The organism is Marinobacter sp. 3-2 (assembly GCF_003751355.1).
Lineage (GTDB): Bacteria > Pseudomonadota > Gammaproteobacteria > Pseudomonadales > Oleiphilaceae > Marinobacter > Marinobacter adhaerens.
The window spans coordinates 265,881-290,939 of record NZ_RJUQ01000015.1 but is presented as its reverse complement, the minus strand read 5'-3'; the positions used below and the strand labels follow the sequence as shown (position 1 = coordinate 290,939).

Annotated in this window: 21 protein-coding genes; 10 read left to right on the top strand and 11 right to left on the bottom strand. The window is 47.7% G+C overall.

Going from position 1 to position 25,059, the window contains the following annotated elements; all coding sequences use genetic code 11:
- The first annotated feature begins 236 nt into the window (after positions 1 to 236).
- The 7 genes from EDB94_RS15445 (at position 237) to EDB94_RS15415 (ending at position 8,905) form a co-directional block, all read left to right on the top strand.
- Positions 237 to 773 carry a low molecular weight phosphatase family protein gene (locus EDB94_RS15445; RefSeq protein ID WP_181259050.1) on the top strand — a complete coding sequence of 179 codons (537 nt, stop codon included), beginning with the start codon at positions 237 to 239 and terminating at the stop codon, positions 771 to 773.
- On the top strand, positions 766 to 2,046 hold the full coding sequence (locus tag EDB94_RS15440; protein ID WP_108018717.1) for an O-antigen ligase: 1,281 nt from the start codon (positions 766 to 768) through the stop codon (positions 2,044 to 2,046). Before EDB94_RS15445 ends, EDB94_RS15440 begins: the two co-directional genes overlap by 8 nt.
- Positions 2,043 to 3,308: a glycosyltransferase family 4 protein gene (locus EDB94_RS15435; protein WP_108018716.1), complete on the top strand. Its 1,266-nt coding sequence runs from the start codon at positions 2,043 to 2,045 to the stop codon at positions 3,306 to 3,308. The genes EDB94_RS15440 and EDB94_RS15435 overlap by 4 nt, the downstream gene beginning before the upstream one ends.
- Positions 3,305 to 4,591, top strand: coding sequence for a phenylacetate--CoA ligase family protein (locus EDB94_RS15430; protein WP_108018715.1), 1,287 nt, complete (start codon positions 3,305 to 3,307; stop codon positions 4,589 to 4,591). The genes EDB94_RS15435 and EDB94_RS15430 overlap by 4 nt, the downstream gene beginning before the upstream one ends.
- Before the next feature lie 27 nt (positions 4,592 to 4,618).
- Positions 4,619 to 6,403: a hypothetical protein gene (locus tag EDB94_RS15425; RefSeq protein ID WP_108018714.1), complete on the top strand. Its 1,785-nt coding sequence runs from the start codon at positions 4,619 to 4,621 to the stop codon at positions 6,401 to 6,403.
- Positions 6,404 to 6,531: 128 nt separating this feature from the next.
- Positions 6,532 to 8,025 carry a hypothetical protein gene (locus EDB94_RS15420; protein ID WP_108018713.1) on the top strand — a complete coding sequence of 498 codons (1,494 nt, stop codon included), beginning with the start codon at positions 6,532 to 6,534 and terminating at the stop codon, positions 8,023 to 8,025.
- A 37-nt stretch (positions 8,026 to 8,062) separates the two neighbouring features.
- The gene (locus EDB94_RS15415) at positions 8,063 to 8,905 is read left to right on the top strand and encodes a hypothetical protein (RefSeq protein WP_108018712.1); all 843 of its coding nucleotides are present in this window, start codon (positions 8,063 to 8,065) and stop codon (positions 8,903 to 8,905) included.
- A 175-nt stretch (positions 8,906 to 9,080) separates the two neighbouring features.
- Here EDB94_RS15415 and EDB94_RS15410 read toward each other — a convergent pair whose 3' ends face one another.
- Both EDB94_RS15410 and EDB94_RS15405 read right to left on the bottom strand, forming a co-directional pair.
- Positions 9,081 to 10,223: a glycosyltransferase gene (locus tag EDB94_RS15410; RefSeq protein WP_108018711.1), complete on the bottom strand. Its 1,143-nt coding sequence runs from the start codon at positions 10,221 to 10,223 to the stop codon at positions 9,081 to 9,083.
- Entirely contained in the window at positions 10,220 to 11,248 is a 1,029-nt protein-coding gene (locus EDB94_RS15405; protein WP_260312609.1) for a polysaccharide deacetylase family protein, read from the bottom strand. Before EDB94_RS15405 ends, EDB94_RS15410 begins: the two co-directional genes overlap by 4 nt.
- Before the next feature lie 127 nt (positions 11,249 to 11,375).
- On the opposite strand from EDB94_RS15405, the gene EDB94_RS15400 reads away from it, so the two are divergent.
- On the top strand, positions 11,376 to 12,512 hold the full coding sequence (locus tag EDB94_RS15400) for a glycosyltransferase family 2 protein (RefSeq protein ID WP_108018710.1): 1,137 nt from the start codon (positions 11,376 to 11,378) through the stop codon (positions 12,510 to 12,512).
- 18 nt (positions 12,513 to 12,530) lie between these two features.
- Complete coding sequence (locus EDB94_RS15395) at positions 12,531 to 13,673, top strand: DegT/DnrJ/EryC1/StrS family aminotransferase (RefSeq protein WP_108018709.1); 1,143 nt, start codon at positions 12,531 to 12,533, stop codon at positions 13,671 to 13,673.
- On the opposite strand, the gene EDB94_RS15390 is transcribed toward EDB94_RS15395, so the two are convergent.
- Genes EDB94_RS15390 through EDB94_RS15380 form a run of 3 tightly spaced genes read right to left on the bottom strand, consistent with a single transcriptional unit; the run spans position 13,670 to position 17,571 of the window.
- A complete protein-coding gene (locus tag EDB94_RS15390) occupies positions 13,670 to 14,560 on the bottom strand; it encodes a hypothetical protein (protein WP_108018708.1) in 891 nt (296 codons plus the stop codon). The two genes, EDB94_RS15395 and EDB94_RS15390, sit on opposite strands and share 4 nt — an antisense overlap.
- Positions 14,561 to 14,569: 9 nt before the next feature.
- Positions 14,570 to 16,411, bottom strand: a complete 1,842-nt coding sequence (locus EDB94_RS15385) for an ABC transporter ATP-binding protein (protein ID WP_108018707.1) — start codon at positions 16,409 to 16,411, stop codon at positions 14,570 to 14,572.
- A complete protein-coding gene (locus tag EDB94_RS15380) occupies positions 16,411 to 17,571 on the bottom strand; it encodes a glycosyltransferase family 4 protein (RefSeq protein WP_108018706.1) in 1,161 nt (386 codons plus the stop codon). Before EDB94_RS15380 ends, EDB94_RS15385 begins: the two co-directional genes overlap by 1 nt.
- Positions 17,572 to 18,050: 479 nt before the next feature.
- On the opposite strand from EDB94_RS15380, the gene EDB94_RS15375 reads away from it, so the two are divergent.
- A complete protein-coding gene (locus EDB94_RS15375; RefSeq protein ID WP_108018705.1) occupies positions 18,051 to 18,938 on the top strand; it encodes a glycosyltransferase family A protein in 888 nt (295 codons plus the stop codon).
- A gap of 88 nt (positions 18,939 to 19,026) precedes the next feature.
- On the opposite strand, the gene EDB94_RS15370 is transcribed toward EDB94_RS15375, so the two are convergent.
- The 6 genes from EDB94_RS15370 to EDB94_RS15345 all read right to left on the bottom strand — a co-directional run bounded on the left by EDB94_RS15370 (position 19,027) and on the right by EDB94_RS15345 (position 25,059).
- Entirely contained in the window at positions 19,027 to 19,998 is a 972-nt protein-coding gene (locus EDB94_RS15370) for a JmjC domain-containing protein (protein ID WP_108018704.1), read from the bottom strand.
- 119 nt (positions 19,999 to 20,117) lie between these two features.
- Positions 20,118 to 20,795, bottom strand: a complete 678-nt coding sequence (locus EDB94_RS15365) for a 4'-phosphopantetheinyl transferase (RefSeq protein WP_108018703.1) — start codon at positions 20,793 to 20,795, stop codon at positions 20,118 to 20,120.
- Between the two features lie 19 nt (positions 20,796 to 20,814).
- Positions 20,815 to 21,630 carry a methyltransferase, TIGR04325 family gene (locus EDB94_RS15360; protein ID WP_181259049.1) on the bottom strand — a complete coding sequence of 272 codons (816 nt, stop codon included), beginning with the start codon at positions 21,628 to 21,630 and terminating at the stop codon, positions 20,815 to 20,817.
- A gap of 17 nt (positions 21,631 to 21,647) precedes the next feature.
- Positions 21,648 to 23,474, bottom strand: a complete 1,827-nt coding sequence (locus EDB94_RS15355) for a CocE/NonD family hydrolase (protein ID WP_108018701.1) — start codon at positions 23,472 to 23,474, stop codon at positions 21,648 to 21,650.
- The gene (locus EDB94_RS15350) at positions 23,471 to 24,319 is read right to left on the bottom strand and encodes a hypothetical protein (RefSeq protein WP_108018700.1); all 849 of its coding nucleotides are present in this window, start codon (positions 24,317 to 24,319) and stop codon (positions 23,471 to 23,473) included. Before EDB94_RS15350 ends, EDB94_RS15355 begins: the two co-directional genes overlap by 4 nt.
- A complete protein-coding gene (locus EDB94_RS15345) occupies positions 24,316 to 25,059 on the bottom strand; it encodes a hypothetical protein (RefSeq protein WP_108018699.1) in 744 nt (247 codons plus the stop codon). Before EDB94_RS15345 ends, EDB94_RS15350 begins: the two co-directional genes overlap by 4 nt.

The following is a 25,059-nucleotide window of genomic DNA, read 5'->3' as shown; positions in this document are numbered from 1 at the left end:
TCGATTCTCTCCACCTTGGACACTCCTTTGCACTAGGTCTATGCCTAGGCCTTTGCTTCTACCAAGGTGTCCGGTTTAAATGGGGGCTACTACAAGGATTTATAACCCACTCATGGTAAAATCGGTGCGAAATACGAGAGCGATTCGCGACAAAAGCACTCAAAAATGTGAATCTACGGCAGTGCGGATCGCAAGCGTGTCCAGATTGACGATTACCCGGAAAAGGAGGTTTGAGGTTGGACCGATTGGTATATGAGCGATTTGGTTCTCGAATCGGTTTCGTTCGTTATCTGAAGTACTGGCTATTGGCTAAGATCGGTAGCTTCCGAAAGCATACTCTTGGGCAGCCAGACAAGAATAGGCGTCTCGTTTTCATTTGCAACGGAAACATTTGCCGAAGCCCTGTTGCTGAAGCCTATGCAAAAAGCCTCGGCCGCGAAGCAGCTTCCTGTGGTTTTGGTTGCGCTGATGGTTTTCCAGCTGATAACCGGGCAATTCAGTTCGCTGAATCTCTTGGCCTTTCCCTACACAGGCATAAGACTCGCAACATTGTTAACTTTGAATTTTATGATTCAGATTTCATTGTTGTAATGGAACCTTCTCATCTTAAACTCTTTTATGAGCATTTCGAACGTAATCAATCTGTTGTGCTTGCTGGAAACTATTGTATTAATCCGAATCCCTATATACATGATCCTTATAATTGCTGTGATCCTTTTTTCTACCGGTGTGAGTGCAGGGTGGTAGAAGCCGTCAGGGGGATTTGTGGTTAGGAAAGGAGAGTCTGTCAGGGATGAAGATTTTTACAGCTTAAAGATAGGCTCAGTTTGGCATCATTTTAAAGGTGAAAGCTTTGCTTTCTGGATGGTTTGTGCTTATCTCTTCCTTGAGTATGTCAGGCCACAATCAATATATCCTGCAATCGATATATTGCCGTGGACACAGCTTGCAGTAATTGGCGCAATTCTTGGTTGTTTTACCGACAAGACCGTCCGTTGGGTTTCATCCCCTGTAAATTTTTTATTGATTGCATTTCTTCTTGTAATAATCTGCTCCAGTTTCCTTGCATATTTTCCTGACGTTTCTTTTAAAATGCTGGATCGGTATTATCTTTGGATTATAATATATTTCATTATAATAAATATTGTAAATACTCGGCGTAGATTCCTTATATTTATATCTATATTTTTGATCTCCTCTTTTAAGCTTTCTCTGTCACTGTCTATTACCTGGGCTAAAAGGGGGTTTTCATTCGCTGACTGGGGATTAATGGGCCCTCCGGGTTTTTTTCAAAACTCAGGTGAGCTTGCCATACAGATGCTTGTCTATTGGCCAATTGCCTGGGCTTTTGCGAATTCATTGAAGCCGTACATTTCCAGACGGTTGTACCTTGTGCTATTGCTAATGCCAATTACGGGAATCATGGTTATCTTGGGAGCAAGCTCAAGAGGTGCACAGCTTGCATTGGCGTGTCAGTTGCTCCTGATGAATCATAGACATATTTTCAAGCCTAAAATATTATTATCGATAGCTGTGGTTCTAACTCTTACCTGGAGTTTTGTCCCTGATGAACAAAAAGACCGTTTTGATACCATGGGGCAGGATGGAACCTCCAAGCAGCGTTTGCTCTATTGGGAGAACGGTGTTGAGATGATCAAGGACAACCCCGTGCTGGGTGTTGGCTACTTCAATTTTGCACCGTACTTTCAGCGTTATTTTCCTGAAGACTTGCTAGTGGAAAGAGCGCAGTTGCCACATAACATATTTATCCAGGTTGGAACGGATTCCGGATTACTAGGGCTCATCGTATTTTTGAGCTTGTTGTTCGTTGGTCGGCGTCTAGGTAGACAATTTAAGGCGAGTGGATGCGAGGATAAGCAGCGACTTATTGGGTCTTGTGCGAATCTTTCTTTACTTGGGTTTGTAATAGCTGGGCAATTTGTGACAGTCACTTATTACCCGTTTTTATGGATTCACCTGGCGCTTATTGTCGCCTTAAATAACAGCTTTCATGGAAGTAAAAAATATATGCAGGGAAGAGTATGAATATCCTTTGGCTCTCGCATTTGATTCCTTACCCCCCTAAGGGAGGAGTGCTACAGCGAACCTATAACATGGTTCGAGAGGTCGGAAAATATCATAATATTACTTTAGTTGCGTTTAATCAGGAGGCCTTGCTGAAAGCAAGTCTCCCAGAGGTAGAATTTCCCCTTGCGCATGCAAAAGATGAACTGCTCAAGCATGTTAGTGAGGTCCTAGTAATGGATATACCGGAGGATTCCATTCCCGGGGGGCGCTACCTGACTGCACTGAAAGCCGTTATGCAAAATAGCTCTTACAACATGGAGTGGTTGAAATCGGGTGTGGCGAGGAAAGCGTTACGAAAGCTATTGTCAGAGAAACGCTTCGATGCGGTGCATATCGATACAATCAGTCTTTGTGTTTATGCAGATATATTTCGCGGTATACCCATTGTGCTGAATCATCATAATTTCGAGTCGGAAATGCTCAATTCCCGCTCCAGTAAGGAAACAAGCCGTTTTAAGCGTTTGTATTATAGGTTCGAAGCGGCTCGCCTGCTGAAAAGTGAAATTAAGTGGTGCCGACTTGTGGAGTTGAATTTGACATGTTCCGACGATGACGCGGAAGCTATGCAGATGAAAATCGGCAAGGGTAGCTATCTAACCGTCCCAAACGGCGTCGATACCTCTTACTTTTACCCGCACACCTCTATCACGCCCATCGAAAGGAGTATTGTGATCGTAGGGGGGCTGTCATGGTATCCGAATAGGGAAGCAGTGGAATATTTTATCCGGGAGATCTGGCCACTTCTTAAGTCTCAGGTTCCGGGTGTGAAAGTTGACATCGTAGGTCGAGGTCCGACGGATGAAATGTTACACCTAGCTGAGGCAGATGAGTTTTTTAACGTCCACGGTTTTGTCGACGACGTGCGTGATTACCTGTGGAGTTCGCAGTTCTACCTTTGTCCCATCCGAACAGGCGGAGGAACAAAGCTCAAGATTTTAGACGCACTGGCCACCGGTTGTTGCATAATTGCCGACCCCTTCGCATGTAAGGGGATAAACGTTCAAAACGGTGTTAATGTTACTTTTGCTCACAAGCCGCAGGATTATGTTGATTCAATTCAGGCACTTCTAATGAATCCGGAGCAGCAGGATAATTTGAGAAAGGCTGGCCCTGAGCTGATTCGGAAAAAGTACAGTTATACGGGAATCGGTAAGGTTTACTCAGATGCCCTTGATCAGTTGGACTTCCGTTTCCAGGCAGAGCAGAGGAAAGCTCAATGAACTCAACTCTTGCTCGAGTCGTTTTTGAAACCGGTGCAAAGCTTAGAAATCCTACCCTGTTTGATCAATACGATTATTTAAAGTCTACAGAGTGGCTTTCTCGACAGAAACTAGAAGAAATTCAGCTCGAAAACGCATCGAAATTCCTAACATTTGCCGGGAAGTACTCTCCGTTTTATAAAGAATGCTTCAATAAGGTTGGGTTTAAACCATCTGGGTTGTCCGATGTCGCAGAACTGAGAGCTCTGCCCGAAATCAACAAAGCCACTCTCATTCGAGAGAATTCTGCTATCCACGCAACCAGCTTGGCGGAAAAGCTTAGTCTGGCTGAGACGTCAGGCACATCTGGCGAAGCGTTGGCTTTTTATCGTAACGAGCGGTGGGACTCGATGAATCGGGCCGCTCTGATGAGATCGTACGATTGGTATGGTGTGAAACCTTGGGACCAAAACGGATACTTGTGGGGGTACAACATTGGCCGCTCACAGGCCAGAAAAATCCGCATCTTGGATGCTATCCAGAATCGATTCCGTTTATTCAGGTATTCTGAAGTTGAAATAAAAGATTTTTGTCGTAAGTTGAGCAATGCGAACTTTCTTTCCGGGTATTCAAGCATGGTATACGAGGTGGCCAAGCGCATTAATGAGCTGAATCTTGGACCGCTGCCTCTCAAATTGGTTAAGGGCACGTCAGAGATGATATTGGACGCCTACCATACTGAATCAGTTGAGGCATTCGGCAGGAAAATCACTAGCGAGTATGGTGCAGCGGAATCCGGTTTGATCGCATTCGAGTGCCCGGAAGGTGGTATTCATATAAATATTGAGAATATAATTCTTGAAGAAAATAGCGATGGCGACCTGCTTGTTACGAACTTGGTCTCACATTCGTTTCCAATTATTCGGTATCGCTTGGGTGATATGGTAACTTTAGCCGAGGGTGAGTGTACTTGCGGCAGAAAGCACCCTTTAATCCAAAGCATTGTGGGTCGAAAAGGAGCCAATGTTATTGGTTTAGAAGGTACTTATCCCGCGTTAACATTTTATTATGTTTTCAAGAATCTCGCATTGGAAAGCAACATCCTCCTTAATTACAAAGCTGTTCAGGATTTTAAGGGGAAAGTCGATATTTTTATTGAAGGCGAAGGGAATTATCAGTTTGAAAAGGATATCGATCATCAGTTAAAAAAATATTTTCGCGATGATGTTTTTTTCAGGATTATTTATCTTGAGCAATTGCCTATTGAAATGAAAAAACGGCAATACTTCGAATCGAATATTTAAACGCGTGCCTAAGATAAGGGGATAGCTATGGGCGTTTTCTCTGTCATGAAGAGAGCAGAAGTCTCTGAAATCGGGCAGGGAACTAATGTCGATCTTGGACACATCGAGATTTGCTCTGACTGGCACCTGAGCTTCGAAACAGAAAAAGTGACTCAGCTCGACTTCGGAGAGTGGATCTTTCTTTGGTACGGTGAGTTTAACACCCTCCCGAATTTCGAACGTGTAGCGAACTTGCTGCGTTCTGGAGATTTCTCTGAGTTATGGGGTCTCCGAGGCGTTCTAATCGCGGTCTCTCAGGCTGATCGTAAGTTATACATTTTCAACGACTGTTACGGCTCGTTCCCGATTTTTCTCAATGACGGCGTCCAGATTGGTGAACCCCTGGCGAGCGATACCCAAAGAAGGTTCGCCGATCACGATGTTGATTGGGTTTCGTTCTATCAGTTTCTCAGTTTCGGCTACATCTTCTCCCCTTACTCCTTGTTTAAGGGGGTTCGACGACTAGGAGCCAATAATGGAGTACAAATTTCATTTCGTGGGGAAAAGCCTGAGGTTCGAACCTTTCCCCTGAAAAATTTCTGGGCACCGGACGTTGCCAGCCGAACAGCAACAATTGATGAGTTTATCGACATACTTCGAGATGAGGCAAAGAGCTTTGAATCGACGCAGTTAATGATGTCGGGTGGATGGGATTCTCGTCTACTGCTTGCAGCGTTAGGTAGAGAAAAGCTAAACCTTTATACCCATGGAAATCTCGCAAGCCGAGAAATAGCTATTGTTCGTGACATCGCCGCCGAATGTCATCTTCCCTTGATTGAGCGCAACTTTTCCCAGTCTGACTTTAATGTCTGCCAGTTCGAGCTTTTTCTCGACAAAAATGAATCCGCGATGTTCACCCACTGGAACAATGCAGGCGTAGTCGCAAACAACCATCGATCTATCATGACTGCCGGAACCTTCGGAGAGGTTTTGGGGGGACATTATGGGACGTTGAATACGCTCCCGGGGAAAAGAAAATACTTGTCGCTTTTAATGCATATGCTTGGTGTTGGTCCAATGCTAGACAGGGCGCTAAATCTGCATGATAGGCATACGGTACTGGGGTATCTGAGGGCTTCAGGCTACAAGGTGTTTTGGTTTATACAAGATTTCCTGGCAGAAGAGCTTGAATCGAGAAACCTTGTGGATAAATCCAATGATCGGCTTGACCGCTTGTTCCAATCCTACGAAGAAGAGGGAATGGAAAGCGCACAGGGGATGTTCGAACGATTCTACACGGAGCACCGAGGGGGGCAGTATATAAATCGACAACTCACCAATTCTGCGAGAAATCATGGTTATCGGAATGTTTTCACGAATCGGGATCTGGTCGCAGCCGCTTCCTCTTTGCCTTTCTCCCAAAGAGCGCACAATAAGATTAATCGAGAGATAATCAAGAAACTAAGCCCCGAACTCCTTCACTTCCCTTTGGCAGCTACGCTGGCAGATGCAGGGAGACCGCTTTTAATCCAGGAGGCTTCGCGTGCAGCTCGAAAGCTAGTAGAGAGCAAACCTTTATGTGGTTCGATCTACCGTAAGGTATCAAGATATGGGAATCGCAGTTTTGGCTGGAACGATTTTCGTGGGGTTGTTGATGACGGTTGGGTAAGAACCCTTTCTCCGTTGTTGACGGATGAGATATGGAATATCGATAAAATAGCAGAAGCTGCAAGGCCCGAGGGTGCTTCGAACATGTATCCGCTTTTCGATATGATTTCCAAGGCGATTACGCTGGACTACCAGTTGAGAACCCTACAATTTAGGCACTCCTGAATAACATTATAAAAATCTCGGAGTTCTGGCGGGGAAGAATGCGATGTTTCGACAAAGTACGTTTTAAATCTGAGCGCTCTGAGCTAGTCTGGTAGAAGTGGTGAGTACAACAGGGGAAGTTGATCCACATGAACCTTAATTTCAAAGAGACGTCGGGCTTTCATCTTCCAGCCTTAGCTTGGGTTGCGAAGTACCATCCTCAGGCAACCGGCGTTTTGGACGTGTGGTGTGGTGACCTTACCGAAGCTGATCTTCATTTTGTCGTTGAGGGTGTTTGGCCGGGGAATTTCCAAGACTTGGGCTTCGATGAATCCGAACTGTTTTATGGAAGCGGCTTGCGCCTTGTTGGGGAGAAGGTTCGGTTCGCAAGTTCCTGTTCCACCGTTGACCGAATCTGGTCGCATCAAGATGCCGGCGTTATAACAGTCTCAAACTCGTTACCCTGCCTTCTGTGCATTGCAGATATCGATTTGGTGTGTGACAACAGTAATTACGCCAAGGCTGTCCAGACGATAGTGAAGGGCACTGGTTACCAGAAGATTTATCCGGTGAGCAGAGGGGAGTTACGTGTTCATTATTTCGAGAATCTTGAGCTCGAGAATGGAATACTTACTGTAGGCTCTAAACCAAGTCACACCGGACCGTTTCCGGATTTTCAGAGCTATTCTTCTTTTCTCGCACAAACCGCAGAGAGCATCGGTCGAAATGCCCAAGATGCGGCGAGAGACCGCCCGGTCTCCGTATTTAGCACTATTTCAAAAGGTTACGACAGCCCCGTAGCTTCAATAATGGCAAAAGCTGCAGGAGCGAGAAAAGCGGTTACGATTACCTCTGCAAGAAGCATCTTCCCTCGAGTGGATTCGGGCTCCGCAATTGCCAGCCAACTTAACATGGAATGCGAGGAATACCTGAGCGGAAGAAAGAAGTTTCGTGACGAGCTCTGGTACTGGGCTGCAAACGGAACACTTCAGGATATGAATTTTTCTTTATTTGATTATCCACCCGGCCCCTCAGTAGTATTTACAGGGTTTAATGGTGACATGGTCTGGTCCAGAAGTGGCGGAACCGCGCCAGATGATTGGTTAAAGCGAAAGGATTCAACTGGCCTAGGATTTTGTGAGCACCGTCTGTTAAAGGGGGTTATTCATTGCCCGGTTCCTTTCTGGGGTATAAGGAACCTGCTGGATATAAAAAAGATTAGCGAACATGCGGAGATGAAGCCCTGGTCGGTCGGGGGGGATTATGACCGGCCAATCCCAAGAAGAATCGCCGAGGAGGCCGGGGTGAGCAGAGCTCTTTTTGGTCAGAAGAAGAGCGCAACAACAATCGATGAGCTTCTTCTTTGTCCCCTGAGTTCTGAGTTAATGAGAGAGTACCTCGGGTTTTTGCGACTTCATCACCAAAATCGCTACGTAATTAGAGTAGTCTATGCTTTAAGGAGAATAGTTGATTTCTGGAGGAGTGTTCTAAGAGAGCGGGTGCTTAGCTATTTTTCGAATAGGAAAATAGCACGTCAGTGGTCTAGAACTTTTATCTGGGAAGACTATCTTTTTCCTTGGGCCAATCAGACATTAAAGCCGAAGTCTTTGCTGAGTAAGGATGCGGGCGAAAGCGGTAGATAAGGATTAATTCATAGATAGAATCATTTTGGTGACCGAAATGAAAAGAAAATCAGCCTTACTTATCGGCCTCTTTCTATTCGGAGAAGCATTGCACGCTGCTACTCTTGTAGAAGAGAGCTTCGAATCTGGTGGGTTTGAGCAGAGATCAATGTCGAATGGGGCCAGCTTTAGATGGAGCCCATCAAGTGTGAACATTTCTGATGCGGTTTCTCGAACTGGTACTTTCTCAGCCCAATTTGTCTATGGGCCCGACGCTGAAGGAGAAGATTCTTGGCGTGAACTGGGTTTTCGATTTGGAAGCCCGATGTCCCAGGTTTGGGTGGAATATTGGATTTATTATCCCGATAACTATTTGCATAGGACACAGTCGGGCCCGTCCAATAATAAGTTTTTCCAGCTTAACTACAATGGCTCACCCAAGCAACTACTAACGGTTGAGTCTGCTGCCCAAGGTAATGGCACGTCCGGAATGCGTCGATTTCTTTCCACTACCCAAAAACCTGACGGATCCACGAATTGGCCTGTGAATGATTCGTCTACGAATAATTTCATAGGTGATTCTGAGGATTTTGCGATCCAATTGGGTAGATGGACGAAAGTATTAATACATTACAAAGCTGGGTCCGATGGTGTTCGTAGCGATGGAAGAGCTGAAGTTTGGGTCAACGACGAATTGATTCACGGTTTAGATTGGCCTTTCTGGGAACCAGATAATAAAGGGCAGATAAATGGTGGGTACATCCTTGGTTGGGCAAACTCCGGCTTCTCACAAGCGACTCGGATCTATGTTGATGATTTCAAGGTTTATGATTCACCACCTGAAATGGTTGGTGAGATGTCGAAGCCAATGCCACCAGCTGATTTTAGTGTCGGTGACTAGGTAGTAGGCTCGACGGACTGGCGAACCGACAATGGTTCAGTTCGACGTGTGATGATCCAGCCGGTCGCAAGAATTGCGATAGGCGACTGGTTGGTAAATCGTAGGATTGCGCAGAGCCGTATAGAGCCAAGATTGAAGGAAATACACACAAGCAACCGAAGTCACATGTTGCTATTCAGAGGCTTCCTTGCTCTTTTGATGTAGTGCAGTAGATATTCAGATATCGATGCATGTTCTCTTTCATTCCGAAATAAGTGCGAACGTGTTCTAATCCTCTCTGAGATTTTTCAGATCTTTTTTTCAGGGAGCACTGGGTAACTTCCAAAGTTTTTTCAGCATATCCATTGGCAGAGTGATCGCATACGATCCAGCCACATTCCCCGGCTTTCAAAATTTCAGGAATACCGCCCGTATCATGGGCGATGATTGGAATCTCCAGCGCGAGCGCTTCTAAAAGTGTCATTGGAAGCCCCTCGTGATCGGAGGGCATTATCAGTGCGTCGAGTTGCTGCAGTTCATCGTGCACAGGGTCTCTGAATCCTCTGAACTCTACCAAGTGGTCTATCTCCAAGTCTTTGGCAAGCTTCTTCAGCGCTGGCTCCAATGGGCCCGTCCCTATAATCACCCCGGTACAGTCAATGCCTTTCTTGTTCAAAAGGGCAACCGTCTCCAGAAATAGATCTACGCGCTTGACCGCTACCAGTCGGCCTACGATACCCAACTTGAATGGGTGAGAGCCTGTATCCGCTTTCAAAGTTTTTGAGCGTTGAATAGCCTCAACATCGACGAAATTAAAAATCTTTTTTACCTTACCTGGAAAGAGCGGCTGTAGTCGCTCCTCTAGCTGGGATGACACCGCAATTACGTGCCTTTGTCGTAATCGCCCTAGTAACGTGTCGAGATAGTGTGTGATGCGTTTATGTAGCTGTGTGGGGGCAAAATTTGTTTCTGGGTTGCCGTGAACTGTGCGCACGGATCTGGGAACGCCGGCAATGTCTTTACCGAGTATTCCCAAAATATTCTCTTTAAATCCGTGTGTGTGGACCACCTGTGATCCGTGCTTTCTACAATGGCGTGCTATGGCGAAAACGATCTGAACAGCGCTGAGTTCCTTCTCGCTAGCAACATCTACTTCCATGCCAAGTGCACGAAGCCGATCACTTAGAAATCCCTCGTTAAATACTACAGCGGTTGGGACTACTTCATGGGAAGCGAGCAACCCTTTGCACAGGTTGTAGACTTGAACTTCCGCACCTGCCCACAGGTCTCCGGATATGATGTGGGTTACAGTGATCGGCTCAGGGCGGTCCCTACTCATAGTATCCCGCGGCCAATTGTGGCAAGAAAACGCATTGCGCTGAAGCTGTTGCCATCGTGCAGATTAAAGCGATGCAATTCGAATTGATCTGTGAGCGAGGCGCGGTTCCATCCAGTTTTTGTAGTACAGGCTGCCTCATAAGTCTGCCTGACCAACTCTTCGCCCCTTGCTGTAATATTACCGTTCGGATAACAGAAAATGGGGATACTCGAATTTCCGAAGGTCTTCATATCTTCGAAACAGTCGACAATCTCAGCATGAAGGGTTGTTTGCTCATTTAAAAGGTTAAGCCGGTAATGATTCCTCGTGTGGGCACCGAACTTCACAAGACCGCTCTCTGCCATCTTCAACACCTCTTGTTTACTGAGGATTGATCGATCGCGGGTAGAGTGCGGATTTGAGCGTGATTCTACTTCAGTTTCGTCCAGCAGACTGTAGATGGTTTCATCAGGAAGGGCTTTCAGCCTGGAAATGACTTCATCGGCTTTGTCCAACGGCAACGGAAGTGAGCTTTCCTTGCCTTCCTTCAGATATGGGGCTAGCCATTGATGCCCACTCTCATCAATCTTGCCGGATTCGGAGGTAAGCAGGCGTAGAATCTGCTCGGGCCAAAAAGTCCTCTCTGTGTCGATCAGCTGAGTTACGAGGAAAATCGTTGCTGGGACCCTCTGGGCTTCTAACTTCGGATAGGCATATTGAAAGTTGTCTCTCCAGCCATCATCAAAAGTAAAGGCCACAGCAAGCCTGGGAAGGCTCTTCTTGGAGTTTTTTCGCTCGATCCAGTTGTCGAGATGAACTGGCTCAGCGCCTAGGCGCTTTACCAGGTCTATGTGCTGATCCAGTAACTCTGGTGTGGTAATCATTCCCGGCTGCTCAGAAGATCTCTCCGGAGCGTCACTAGGAAGAATCCTGTGGTACGTCAAAATCAGCAAGGTAGGCTCGTTTACAAAACGGATACGAAGCCAACCGTAACCAGCAAGGAGCGTCAGAGCAAAGGATTTCAGGAGAGATCTCAGTAATGCCACGCGTTGAATCTCCTAAGGAATAGCCAATGGTTTTGGCCGGTTCGTCCATGTATAGTTTAACGCCATACGGATTCTGCCAGTAGCGGGTAGAGATGTCATCCACAGTGGTTCGCAAGGATTGTGAGAAATGCTGGTTTTTCTATTTTGGTTTTCGACCATTGGAGTTCTGTTCAGCTATTTCATCTATCCACTGGTTCTCAGCACCATGTCAACACGGCCAAAGCATTCGAAAGCCGTGACTGCCTCTCAGCCTGCTACGACTGTGTCTTTGATAATCACTGCTCACAACGAGGCCAACCGCATCAGAGAAAAGCTGGAAAATAGTCTTGCCCTGGATTATGCGGATCTGGAAATCATCATTGCTTCTGATGCCTCGAGCGACGAAACCGATCAAATAGTTCGGGAATATGAGAAGCAGGGTGTGAAACTGGCACGTGCGGATGATCGTAAAGGCAAAGAGTATGCGCAGTTGCAGGCCATTAACGTTGCGACAGGGGATATTCTTGTATTTTCCGATGTCGCAACATCTATTCCCGAAGACGCGATCAATCGTTTAGTGGCTTATTTTGAGGATCCATCCGTTGGTGCTGTATCCAGTGAGGATCGGTTTGTTAGTCGTGACGGTTCGATCGTTGGCGAGGGCGCCTATGTTCGATATGAGATGTGGTTGAGGGGGTTGGAATCTAAACGCGCTGGGCTAGTTGGGCTTAGCGGATCATTCTTTGCAGCACGTCGCGAGGTTTGTGAGGGTGATTGGGACATCTATTCTCCAAGCGATTTCAATACAGCCTTAAATTGCGCTCGTCAGGGATTGATTGCGGTGACGGCTCCTGACGTTCTTGGGTACTACCGGGATGTAGCAGATGCATCTAAAGAGTATGAGCGTAAGGTAAGAACAATCATACGGGGGCTAACTGCATTGAGTCGTCACCCGGAAGTTTTGAACCCAATCAGACTAGGCCGCTTTGCGTTTCAGGTGTTCGGCCATAAGCTCATGCGATGGGCAGTACCGTGGTTCCAAATTCTTCTCTTTGTGCTTTCGTGCGCTTTGGTTGAGAAAGGAGCGTTCTACGCACTCGCTCTGATTATGCAACTCGCGTTCTATGGCGTTGTCGCAACGGGCTACTTTTTTCCATTGCTGCGTAAAAATGTTCTTGTCAGGATTCCTTACTTTTTTGTTCAGGTGAATTTTGCGATCGCTCACGCAACAGTGGCTTTCCTGGGTGGAAAGCGGATGACGGTGTGGGCGCCTTCAAAACGTTGATTTGTGAATCGAGCCTTTATGTTAGGGAAGCTACGTCCAGTTGGTAGTCGCGTTCCGAAGCCGGAGTTTCCTGGAGAATTAGAGCTGCCTTGGCAGACTCTTTACCAAACTTATCTCATGGGTTCAGGCACTGAGGCTCTTTCGGCTGCGGTCGCCATTTCAATCGGCAGGAAGCCTGATGTAACAGCACCAGAAGTAATTCTTCCCGCCTATGGCTGCCCTGATCTGATTGCAGCGACCGTTGCTCAGAGTGCAAAGCCTGTTTTAGTTGATTTGGAGCCAGGCCGGCCTTTCATGAGCGCTGTGGGTGTTAAAAGTGCGCTAACCGAATCAACCGTCGCAGTGGTTGGTGTGGGCTTTCTTGGTATTCCAGAGCGCTTGGAACGGCTAGCTGAGATTTGCGTTGAGAGCAATCTGACGTTGATTGAAGATTCAGCGCAATGTTTTCCGCCGGCAAGTTCAGTACAAGGATGGGCCGATTTAGTTGTGTTGAGCTTTGGCAGAGGAAAGCCCATAAACCTTATGGGTGGTGGCGCTTTATTGGCCTCGAATGCCAATTTGGGGAACGTAGCTTCTACGCTTTCGCAGTATCCATTGAAGAACCAAAAATTAGGGCTGGCGTGGCGATCCATGAGGATTCTGTTCAATTTTCTCATGAGCCGGATCCCGTTCGCCATTATTGAGCGCATACCGCAATTTGCGATTGGGGAGACACGTTTCCATACTCTGGATGAGATTTTCAGGCTCGAAATACCCAGCTGCCTTCTGTCCTCTGGTATTGGGGATTTCAATCTCCGTGCACCCCTCACTTTTTTATATAACCAGAAGCTTGAGGAGTTGGAGTCCCGCGGATGGACCTTATTGGCCAAACATCTTGTTAATGATAGCGGGATGGATCAGGCCTTGCTTCGATATCCACTTCTTGCGCCAGACCGGCTAATTCGTGACAGAGCCCTTGAAAGATTAAACGGTGCGGGAATTGGCGCGAGTGCCTTTTATGAACATTCTTTGGAGGAAATTGATGGCATAGATGAAATCCTCCCAGAGTCAGAATGTCCTGTGGCAAAAGATTTTGCAGCACGCTTGCTAACCTTACCGACTCATGAGGATGTGAGAGACGGTGATGTATCAACCATGGCAAGGGAACTTTTTAGGCTTTAGTAAGATTTCTCGCACAATCCGTTGTCGATTGCCCAGTTTTTCGAATGGAAATCGAAGAGGTGATCCACATAAGCTAATGCCTGAGAGGTGGTCCAGAGACCATTTCTGACATTTGGCCAAAGTTCTACATCCTCTGTATCAACGATTGAGAGCCGGTGAAACCTGGCGATCATAGACTCATAATCTGCTGCTTTTAGTGAAATTGCCCGGTGGTAACCACCGCCCCCAAGCAAATATCGGAAGTCATGGCCACGTCTCAGCAAAGTTACACCAATACCTCCTTTTGACGAGTCGTAACCGTTGAGTTTAATTGATTGGTGTAGAGAAATCGTTCTCCGAAACTCTAGCTCTCCTTTAGCTTCTGAAACTGGTCCGAAAAAAGCCCAGCCGTCCTTGGGATAACTTAAATCTGGGCGCCCATGTTCGGCATTGTCTTTTTGGTTCCACCAGAGAGTATCTTGAGTAACCTCTTCTTCGGTAAGAGAAAGCCACGGAAGTAGAAAAATCATATAGGGCGGCAATGCTTTAAATTCTCGCGGTAGTTGGTTAAATCCAAAAACAGCTTCTCCTGCATTCTTCGGTTGGCATTTGTTATAGAAATGCTTTAGCGGGCTTTCATAATATTTCAGACGATTATCCGATTCGAATTGAGCTATGGTTTCGACGAATGGATTCCAGTCCCTCTTAGATAACCCGAGGCCCGTGACGTGAGTTACCTTTTCGATCGGACAATAAAAAAGCGATGGTTTGCCTCCTTGTTGAAACAACAAGGCTTCTGTAGGGCTCTCGAAAACTCTCGGGACTTCATCGTTCCGTTCGACAGATCGTATTTCCAATCCAATTGACCTGAAAAGACGGTTCACACTTTTTTTCAATATCGCATTCATTTAACAGGACTAACCTAACTCGCCAGAATGATGAACCCTGTCATTGGCTGTGTTTTCTTCAGCAGGATCCGCGTTAATGAGATGCCTGAAAGTAGTCGAATGCTGGGCCAAGTCTTCATAGCTACCTTCGGACTCGACTTTTCCTTCGTTGAAAACAAGGATGCTCTGCGCGCGTTCAACTGTTGTCAAGCGATGTGCAATCATTACGACAGTGTGAGTTTTGGCCAGATTTACGATGTCTCTCATGATATTCCGCTCTGTGACGTTATCGAGCGCACTCGTAGCTTCGTCAAAGATCAAGATAGATGGGTTTTTGTAAAGTGCTCTTGCGATGCCTATCCGTTGCTTTTGCCCTCCGCTAAGTCGAGCGCCTCTTTCGCCCAACCTGAAGTCGTACTGGCCGTCACACTGACTGATAAAATGGTGTATGTCTGCAAGCTTGGCCGCGCGGATAAGCCGTTCATCATCAATCTCCTCCGGTGGCACACCGAAAGCGATATTCTCCCGGAAAGAGGCGTCAAGAATAAAGATATCCTGCGCAACGTAACCGATTTTCTGGCGCCAGGATTTTATGTTTCGTTTGTCCAGAAGGTCGTCGCCGATCTTGACAGCACCCCGGTCTGGGATGATTAGTCCAAGCAGTATATCGACCGCCGTACTTTTTCCGGCGCCGGATGGCCCCACGAAGGCTGTAATACTGTTTCGCTTAATACCGAAACTGCAACCATCGAGGGCGGGAATTTTGCTGCCAGGATAGGAGAAACTCACATCATCAAAGAACACATCACCATCTGGTATCGCTTCATCACCAAGGGATTTCAGTCGGTTATTGTATGCTCGGCTTCTTTCGATCTCGTCGTAAATATCTGTAACAACCGATGCATTTGCCTTAATTTGAGAAAAAGCTTTGTATATTTGTTGGGCGGCTGGGAGTAGTTTATATCCGGCAATCGCATAAAGGCTGATGATACTCAATGCTTCACCAGCGGTTCCCGAAATGAGGATTATGTAGATAGATAGGCCAAGAATGGCTGAGAACACCACTGTTTCAACCACAAACTTTGGTAGGTCGCCCGCAAGCGAGACGTAAGCTGATGCTGAAAGGCCGGAGCGAGTGATTTCGTCTATTTTTTTCTTGTAGTAACTTTCATTTCCTTTTAGCTTAACCTCCTTGATACCCGCAATGCTTTCGTTAAGAAATCTGAGTTTTTGGCGGTTGAGGCTCGTAATCATCCGACCTTGTTGTACGACTTGAGTTCGTATTATACGAAATATTAACAAATAGACTGAGCCGACAATTATTGTAGCAATAATGGCGATCTGGATATCAACAAAGAGAAGGGCGGCTACAATTAAAACGGCTATAAAAATTTGAGATATCATGGTCAGAATTGGCTGAATGACCATGTAGACCATCCTTGGGATTTCCTGCGTTACCTTTGAAATTAGCCGGCTGCTATTATTCATTGCAAAGAATGTAAAATCATTTTCAAGGTAGCTGTTGTAGACAGTTCTCTGAACATGCGCACCCAACGCCATTGATGTCTTAAAGAGTCTCCAAAGCGCATAGGAAGAAACTGCATTACCAATCAAAAGAAGAACGACTACTGAAGTTGCGTACACGACCATAAACTGGGTTTTCGAGACGAACGCATAAGAACCATAAAGAAAGGCTAATATTTTGTTGTTGTTGATCGCGCTGAGATCACTAATCATGGTTATAAATGGGGCGATTGAGGCGATCCCCACGACCTGTAACACGGCGGCAATCAAAAACAGAATCTGCAAAAAAATAAGCTTTACTTGATTCTCTTTTCCAATTAGAGCGAGCAGGGACCGAATTAAATTCATTAATATTCCTCGAGTTTTCTGTCTCTGTATATTTCGTTCGGGGAAATTGGCTTCGATGCTAGCGTTTGTGCAATTCGGGTGACCTGAGCATCAATGGAATAAAGCTTTTCAGCTCTCTTTCGAGCGGCCTTCGCGTGTTGTTCTCGCAACTCAATATCGTCAATGTATTTCAGCCAAAGGGATGCCAAAGCGTGATAGTCGCCTGGTGCAATGTAAAAACCGCAAACACCGTTTTCGATGGTTTCCTTAAGGCCCTGTAATTCTGAGACTATTAATGGTAGCCCTGAGGACAGCATTTCCACACTTGACATGGTAAAGGAGTCCCAGCCAGTTGAGGCAATGGTACCCAAGTAGGCTGAGCGCATTAACTGGGGCACGTCGGTTCGATAGCCTGCAAAGGTAACGTGTTTTTTTGCCTGGCTATTGATAAGCATGTCTTCGTAAATATTGCTTTGCTGGTCTTTGTTACCACAAATAAGGAGATGAACAGGTTCTAGTCGTTGTCGACGCTCTAATTCGAGCATAGCGTTCATTAGGACTCGAATGCCCTTTCTTTCCTCCATATGACCAGAATAGATAATGATCTTTCGGTTGATCGGGATAGAGAATATTTTTTGAGCGTATCTTTCTTCGGCAGCTGGGAAAAAGATGTTCGTATCTACGCCTAGCGGTATTACGCGCGTCCGGCGAGAGGGAATTCCGCGTCCATGCGTTGCTGTCCTTAGCATGGCATCCGACTCGAAGATGAAAAAGTCGGGCGCAGCGCCGGCCTGGAGAATCCATTGGCAACGCCTGATAAACAGTTTAAGCCCTTTATAAATTGAACTCATGCTTGCACCCCAATACGCGACTACATTGGAAACTCCCATTTTGCGTGCAGTACGGATAATCGGTGAAGGGTGTGGTAAATCAAACGCGAGGATAGTACCAACATCGTGAGCTTTCAGTACTTCTTTTAGCTTTACTGTGTCACGGGGGCAAAAGTAGTTTATAGAGAAAACGTTTTCTTCTGATGAAAAAACTTTCCGGTACGACCAAAGAATGTTCCCTTCTTCAAAGCCGGCTTGGATTGCTGCTTGTTTGAAAGCTTTCTCCAGTGAACCGATTGCGTAGCCAGTGTGCTGGTTGCAGTGGAACATGACTAGAATGGACTGTGCCATCAAAATTTACCTGCTTCCTTCCTTTGGAATTTTAGCGTTTGTTCGCTTCTGTTGTCAGTTTTGCGGCTCTCTATATTGCATAGCGCCAAATTACGTCTCGAATTATCTTACGCGAACATTGGGTTGGGGGCGCAGGCTATCAAGGCTGCGACACTGGATGTATTTGTCTGACATCAAAAGTTCTGTTTCGGACCAATCCAGTGGAAGACCAAGGTGCCTGCGCACAAAAAATGGTGGCCCCGTCCAAGTGAAAAGTTTACCACGAAATTGTCGTAGAAACTGCCGGGTATAACAACCGCAAGCGATTCAAGACACATTGATGAATTGGTTGCTGAAAAGCTTGTCAACGTTCGGATGAAACTATAGCCTTCCGAGGGTGTTGGTTTTGACTGGCCAAGTCGGCATTGTGGGACTGGAATCCTTGGATGGTTCACGGGAAACTGCGCTTAGGTAGTTGCGAAGGGTAAAATGAGAAGCAAATGGACGCGCCAAAAGTTAGTGTAATTATTCCGGCCTTCAACGCTGCGACCACGATTGGCAGAGCTTTGAAATCTGTAATGTCCCAGACTTATCGAAACTTTGAAATCGTGGTCGTCAATGATGGATCTACCGATGATTTGGTTGCGGCTCTGAAACCCTTTCCGGTCCGTCTTTTGAACCAGGCCAATGCAGGCGCCGCATCTGCAAGAAATCACGGCAGTAGGGTTGCAACTGGTGATCTGATTGCGTTTCTTGACGCTGACGACTTTTGGCATCCAGAAAAGCTCAAAAAGCAAATTCAGGCGTTCCGTCAGAATCCGGAGGTTCGTTATTGTGTAACCGACAGTTTGCAAGTTTCCTCAGAGAATTGGAGCGACTTGGTTTTGAGGGAAAATGGCTCTGAATGCCCCAACTGCGAACTAATTGACTTTCCCTCTGTTTTTGCCAACCCATACTTCGGAACACCAGGTGTTCTTATTCCTCGCAGAATTTTTCAGTCCGTTGGCGGGTTTAATGAAAACCTAACTACCGCTGAGGATGTAGATCTTTGGCTCAGGGCAGCCTATGGAGGAACGGTTGCGAGAGTGCCTGAGGTACTTTTTTATGTCGTTCGTTCCAGAGGTAGTCTTAGCGGCAGATTTGTTGATAGAACCTATGAGGACAATATCCGAGTAATCCAAGAATTCTGCGAATTACGTCCTGAGTTTTTGCAGCGGCATCGCGATACCGTTAACGTTGCCAACGCTAGAGTCTACTGTGACTGGGGATCAGAGGCGCTTTCCAGAAGAGACAGGGTTTTGGCCAGAGAGAAGCTGGCTCTGTCAATCAAGGCTAAACCAACATTAAGGTCCCTCTATCTCTTCAGTAAAGCATTGCTCCCAGGGTAACTGAGGTTACAGTTATCGAGACTTTGAGCGGGCTTTTACCCTCAGCTAGTTTAGAGCTATATGAGTCCTTCAGCCGAACATTTCAATCCTAGAAGCCTGTCGGGGGCTCGTAACCTCGTAGCTGCTTCTTAATCCTTACGACTCCCCTTCCGAAGAGCAGTTTCAGGGCTTCAAATCTTGAACTTCCAGGAAATTTGGGAACCACTCCGAGCTTTCGGATCAACCGGTTGAAGGAGTGTATATACGCATCCCTGCGAGTTTTCTCTGTGTAAAAGACGATACCAATCGAGACGGAAACTCCATCTTGATCGGTTACCCAACTGGTCTCGGTTCGTGTGGAGTGCGGCGAAGTGCTGGGGAAATAAACGCCTTCCCCGGGGCCCAGATCCCACTCGTGCCGGGCGTCCATGAACTCGTCGCGCAGATTGACGTCGTGGAGCGATTTGTCGACGATGAAGTTCTCTACGGTACTCGCCGGTATGATGTTTCTGTCGTGGGAGTCCCACACGTTCATGATCTTTCGCCCGTGAATCTGGAGCCAGAAGTTGTTTTCTCGGTCGATGTGAAACGGTGTCACTGAGGGGGGCGCCGATATAAAAATAAAGGCCTGGGGGCTGAATATGCCTGGCTGGGTCCGGTCAACCAGATGCTCCACAGAGGATAGGGCTTCTCTTACCAGGCCCGCATATTTCGGGTCTGCTTCTGCGTTGTAAAGAGCGACCCAGGAACCTGGTTGGGAAATAGTACGGAAAACATCCGAGAGATCCCGACCATCCGGGCTTTCAGCGTGATGGATGAAATCGGAATTCTGCTTGGCGCCGGGATTGATAAAGCGGCATTGCTTCTGCGGTAAAAGTCTATGCGCCAGAGCTTCAAGCTGATCTAGTTGGAGTAGGGGGTGGTGTTGAAAGTTATGGCTGATGAGCGAGATGTTGTCTGCCGAAAATTCCGACTCGTTCTCTACCCAGATCCTGCAGGTGCCGCTGGATTGGACTGTCCGATCAGTAGCAGGGGTCCCACCGTCGTTATCGGCAACGGGTATTGTCTTTGCTGTGTCCATACTTTTTAGTTCCTCTAAACCCTACCAATTATAGTAGTCGGTGCTTCAACCGGATCAAGCCTCGTAAAATGAAAACAGTGCTTTGAGTTGGCGGAAGATTATCGTTCGTAACACGGGGATTATTCTTGATGCTCAGATGCTTTCAGATAGGCAAGAGTCAGAATGTAGCCCTCAGTAATCCAGTAGTGACCAACGAGTTGGCTACGGCCAATTTGTTGGGCAATCCTTGCTGGTAAGTGGGCAGTGAATTTTCTTTCGGCCGTATTAAAACCCAGGGTCACTTCTTTAAAGTCGAAGTAGAAGCCCAGAAGCGGGAAGAGGCACTTGAAAACGGTTTCTTTTGCACTGAAGGTCAGGGTGTCGTGATTTTGTATACCACTACTGCCTTGTGTGGAATTGCGCTCGTGTTTGGTGTAGACCAGTTCCGGAATATCCTGTGGCAGAGGTTTATCCAGCTCAATGTCGACACCGATGCCTTCGTAGACACTTCGCCGACCAAGAGCAACAACACCGATGGAGCTGCAATGGCTGATGCTGCCTGTAATCATTGCTGGCCATATCGGTTCCCTGTTTGGCCCCATCGGAATAGCGCAAGCCTCAATACCAAGTTTACCAAGCGCCTCTCTGGCTAATGACCGGCCAGCCCTGAATTCACGCCTTCTTTTTTCCACCGATCCGGCAATGTGGGTTTCTTCAACTTGAAACATTGACTCGGGCTGGGCCTTTATAATGCCCGATTTGAGCACGATGTCGGCCGGCATATCTTGATCCAAGAGGGCGTTGAGTGGTCCGCTCATCGATTGAATCTCGAGTTGGCTAGGTTTGCTTACGAAAGTAAAAGCCGAAGTAGGCCTCGACCTTGTTGTTTGGGTGGTAGGGAATCTCGAGTAGTCGTTTATTCTTCCATTGGTCTACCAACGAGTACCCGGCTTTTTCGATTGATGGAATCAGGTCCGCCAGTGAGTGAACATGATACGGCACCTCACAAACGCCCAGGTATTGCAGTGTCCAGAAGTCCTTGGAGGGGTGGGCAGGGAGGTTGTGTATCAGGACGTGCTTCGGTGGCTCGGCCAACTGCTCTAAGAGCTGGGAGATTGATGAATTCATGTATTGGAGAGTGCCGGCGGTCACAAAGATATCCGCCCTTTTCGCCTCGTGAAGTTTCTCACTAACGATAAATTCCAATCGGTCTTCGTGTCTTTGCCTTGCCATTTTTTGGCCGGCTTCAACGGCCGCTTGGAGTTCGGCAATCGTCCAGCCTATTCCTTCGGGGTAAGGGAAGTAGTTTTCGAAGCTGTAAAATCCCTGGCCAATGCTGCCACCCAACTCGAGAATCTGGTCGGAAGGTTTGATCAGCCGTGAAAGCCAGAATAGAAGAGGGTAATCGATATCCAGCACTCTCTTGTCGATGAGAGGGATTTCTTCTTCAAGGTGTTCTCCTTTTTTCTGGTTTATAACGTCATATTCATTGGAAAGACTGTCAATCGACTGGTTTTGGGCCTTTTCAAAGGAATCGAATACGCCCCTGTAAGTAATGCCGAGTCGCTTCCGCGCCAGTTGCAGGTAGAGGTCGTGCCCAAAGGGCAGCAATTCGAGGCTATTGATAATTCGTTTCTTCAGCGCGTTGTTCAATGAGGTCTCCTTTCCAATTACTGCTGGTCCGATGAAGTGTTTGAACTCCTCAGCGGTAGCTGAAGATACGACGCGGTATCGCCTCCCAGATAGATTCTATTGGTTGCAACCACCGTTCTGTCATCGTGATATTCGTTTGCGCCAGTATTGAGGTTACGTGCCAGGCGGGGGAAATTGCTGCTGGAAATTTGAATTCCGATACGGTGCCCCTTACGAAACCGGTAGGCGATGGGCCTGAGTTCCAGCTCTATCCGATAGACTGCTCCGGGTTCAGCGAGTTGAGGGTTATCAATCCCATCCCGGTACCGAAGGCGCACCACACCATCCTGGAGATTATAGGATTTCCCGTTTGGGTAATGGTCAATCATTTTTACGGTAAAGTCGGTGTCCAGGGCATCAGTGGATACGTAGAGAACGGCCTTGGCGTTGCCCTCCAGTTCTGTGTCATTTTCGAGAGTATCGGTGCTGAACGATATTACGTCTTGTCGGTCACCAAGAGCGGTCTGGTCCAGCGGGCCTGGCTTATCTTCCGCCCTGAATGTACAACAGATCGGGCCGCCAATGGTTGGGACAGGGTTGCTTGGGTCGTAGCTGAACTCGTAAAACCGTGAGTCTTGGGCAAGCTTATCTGGTTTGTCTTGCTGAAGACGGTTGTCGCTGGCCAGATAAAAGCGGTGGTTCTGGCTTGAAAGAGGAGGCCATTGGGACGTCTGCCGCCACTCGCCCGAATGAATGGCATAATATCCGAAAGGGGAAGGTAGCTCTTCCTCCTTGTCTTTGAGCCAGTAGTCAAACCAATCGATGTACACCTTTTGGAAATCTTTCTCAGCGTACTCGAAGGTCATCTCTCCGATGGTTATCCTGCCGGCGCTCAGTTTCCCTGCCGTGCAGTGAAGGCCGGGTGAGATCAGTACGTGCTGGGATTTCGCGCGGCGATGGCGGGTATTCGTCGCCATGTGTTCGGCGAGTCTGAAAGTATTATGGGCCGTTTGGTCGAACCAGTCGTTGATATGGAGAGTGGCTACAGAGAACTCATCCTCTGGATGAATGTAGCCCTCCTTATCCCACCAGGAATCGGTCAGAGGGTGATTGATGAACCCATCGAAGCCGGTCTCGTAAGGAACCATCTTATCGTTTAATTCCGATACGGGGAGATGGTCCATGAATTGGCGCATCCTATCTTCGTAATCATCAGGCCTCGGTGTAACTTTGTAGTTCTTGGCGCCTTCGGCTGTGAACCAGCCCAGAGACGAAGCAAGATTGAGAACGCCATTCTCGAAAACACCAAAGTATCCATAGCTGTCCATAGCCTTACCAATGGCACCCCCGGCACCCATGGCAATCATGGCGATGTGGTTCGGATGGTTTTCGGCGGCCAGAATGATCTGGCTTTCTCCCAGGTAGGAGCAACCAAACGTACCAACCCTGTCTGTGGCCCATGGTTGCGAAACAATCCAGTCGATGGTGTCGTAACCATCCCGGCCCGCTGTCCAGTAAGGGCTTTCATAAGTGCCTTCTGAATAGTATCTACCGCGGACGTGTTGGACGACGACCGCATAGTCCTGATCTACAAACTGTTTTACTTCTTTGAAGGGTACTCCGCCATAAGTGGTTCGAATGAGGATGACAGGATGCTGGCCATTACCCCATCCTGGCCGATAAACGTCTGTGGCCAATCGAACGCCGTCACGCATCGGTACCATTACATTCCGCGAGCGGTACATGCCCTCGCGAAGCGGCATGGTCACATCCCCAAGCCATAGTTTCAGTTCGTTGGCCTTGAGCCCAGCTATTGCGCCTGCGGCCAACACAACCAGAAATGCGGCGATGAACAAGGGCTTCATTGGCTGTTCAGGCGTTTGAAATGTTCCAGGTGTTCGGCTGCCCAGTCTGCCGCCTTTTCAATTAGCCGGTTCCTGTGAGCTTCAATTGGGAAAATATGTTTCGCGTTGGGCCAGAATACTTCTTCAACAATACTTTCCAGCCCATCAACGCCCATCGCTCCTGCAAACTGACCCTCGCTGTTATAGTGATAAAGAGCCTGACTGGTAAAGACTGCGAGCACGCGGCCACTTTTGTGCACCAGTCCCTCAAAGCATCGATCCATGTCTTGGCTGTTCGGCTCGTCTCTCAGATCCATGGGGGAGCTAAGCAAAGAGTTTTCCCCGCTCTTTTTCTTGCCTAGTCTTCTGAGCAGGATCCTGTGCAGGCGCATCCATTTATAGGGGTTTGTGATCTTGTTGATGAAATCCCGTTTGCGAAACCCACTGTCCTGACGGGAGACGGGGTCGAGAAGAATGAGACCCTTGACCATTGGGTCGTCAGCACAGATTTTGATGCCATTGTCGGCCCCGGAGCACAAACCAAAAATCAGGAGTGTACGGGGGCCATATAGTTTCTCGAGTGACTTTTTAATGAAGGACCAGTCCAGAGCGACTGACTCCCGATTGGTCAAATTACTGCGGGCAGGGGAGTCTCCTTTGCCTGAGAGGTCAACCCTGACTGAAATATACCCTTTTTTGGCCAGCTGTCTGGCAAGCAATACGTTTAGCCGGTAGGGCTCAGCACGATGGGAAAGGCCGGCATTGAGCAAGACCACTATCGGACTCTCAGCGGTGTCTACTGGCTCAGAAAGCACGCCAATACCATGCTGATGCTCACCGTATGTGAATACCTGTTCCCTGATCATTTCGTCACCCTCTCAAGCAATGCCTCGAGTACCGGCTTTTGGGTGATTACTCCATCATGATAGTACGGCCAGTCGTAAGTTAGCCCCGGGTTCATGCAATTGCTCAACCCCGACTTTTCGCAAAAGTGCGGATCAGTTGAGACTGTAAAAGCGCGAGCGGGGTCATTCAGGGTGGATTCAGGAATGGCCAGCTCCTTCATTTCGGATATCAGTAGCGCGGGTAGTTCAAAATTATGGTAGGGGATGTCCTCGAATCGGACGTTGTTTTCCCTGGCCGCCGATTGGTGGCGCTGGTAAAGGATACGATCAACCTCTGCGAGCCATTCTGAGTACTGTTGGCCCGATAGAACCGGATCCCAGAATAGCCACTTTTTGACCTGTCGATGCCTTATCTGGGCTGCCATGGTTGCGCCAAACCGCACGCCCAACAGAACCACCTGATCGGCGCCGGAAACCGAGAGCGCTTCGTCGATGGCTTTACCGATGTCAGTGAGCCATCCTTCGATACTGGTCTCTGATAAAAGCCCTTGGGATTCTGCAGTCCCGAAGTAATCAAATCGAAACGCGTGTACCCCTCGCTCTGCGATGGCGACAGACAGTTCGGATAATGCCCTGTAAGTGCGCCGGTATTCATCGAAAAGAGGTGGGCACACGACGACGACTGTATCGGCGTTTGGATCCGTAGCAGATGAGTAGCAGCCAAACAGGCGGCTCTCATCAAAGAAAAACGGCTCAATCAT

Bases quoted from the DNA above. Each gene is read 5' to 3' on its own strand.
- EDB94_RS15435 (WP_108018716.1), top strand. From the start codon at position 2,043: ATGAATATCCTTTGGCTCTCGCATTTGATTCCTTACCCCCCTAAGGGA.
- EDB94_RS15430 (WP_108018715.1), top strand. From the start codon at position 3,305: ATGAACTCAACTCTTGCTCGAGTCGTTTTTGAAACCGGTGCAAAGCTT.
- EDB94_RS15425 (WP_108018714.1), top strand. From the start codon at position 4,619: ATGGGCGTTTTCTCTGTCATGAAGAGAGCAGAAGTCTCTGAAATCGGG.
- EDB94_RS15420 (WP_108018713.1), top strand. From the start codon at position 6,532: ATGAACCTTAATTTCAAAGAGACGTCGGGCTTTCATCTTCCAGCCTTA.
- EDB94_RS15415 (WP_108018712.1), top strand. From the start codon at position 8,063: ATGAAAAGAAAATCAGCCTTACTTATCGGCCTCTTTCTATTCGGAGAA.
- EDB94_RS15410 (WP_108018711.1), bottom strand. From the start codon at position 10,223: ATGAGTAGGGACCGCCCTGAGCCGATCACTGTAACCCACATCATATCC.
- EDB94_RS15400 (WP_108018710.1), top strand. From the start codon at position 11,376: ATGCTGGTTTTTCTATTTTGGTTTTCGACCATTGGAGTTCTGTTCAGC.
- EDB94_RS15395 (WP_108018709.1), top strand. From the start codon at position 12,531: ATGTTAGGGAAGCTACGTCCAGTTGGTAGTCGCGTTCCGAAGCCGGAG.
- EDB94_RS15390 (WP_108018708.1), bottom strand. From the start codon at position 14,560: ATGAATGCGATATTGAAAAAAAGTGTGAACCGTCTTTTCAGGTCAATT.
- EDB94_RS15385 (WP_108018707.1), bottom strand. From the start codon at position 16,411: ATGAATTTAATTCGGTCCCTGCTCGCTCTAATTGGAAAAGAGAATCAA.
- EDB94_RS15380 (WP_108018706.1), bottom strand. From the start codon at position 17,571: ATGGCACAGTCCATTCTAGTCATGTTCCACTGCAACCAGCACACTGGC.
- EDB94_RS15375 (WP_108018705.1), top strand. From the start codon at position 18,051: ATGGACGCGCCAAAAGTTAGTGTAATTATTCCGGCCTTCAACGCTGCG.
- EDB94_RS15370 (WP_108018704.1), bottom strand. From the start codon at position 19,998: ATGGACACAGCAAAGACAATACCCGTTGCCGATAACGACGGTGGGACC.
- EDB94_RS15365 (WP_108018703.1), bottom strand. From the start codon at position 20,795: ATGAGCGGACCACTCAACGCCCTCTTGGATCAAGATATGCCGGCCGAC.
- EDB94_RS15355 (WP_108018701.1), bottom strand. From the start codon at position 23,474: ATGAAGCCCTTGTTCATCGCCGCATTTCTGGTTGTGTTGGCCGCAGGC.
- EDB94_RS15350 (WP_108018700.1), bottom strand. From the start codon at position 24,319: ATGATCAGGGAACAGGTATTCACATACGGTGAGCATCAGCATGGTATT.
- EDB94_RS15345 (WP_108018699.1), bottom strand. From the start codon at position 25,059: ATGATTGAGCCGTTTTTCTTTGATGAGAGCCGCCTGTTTGGCTGCTAC.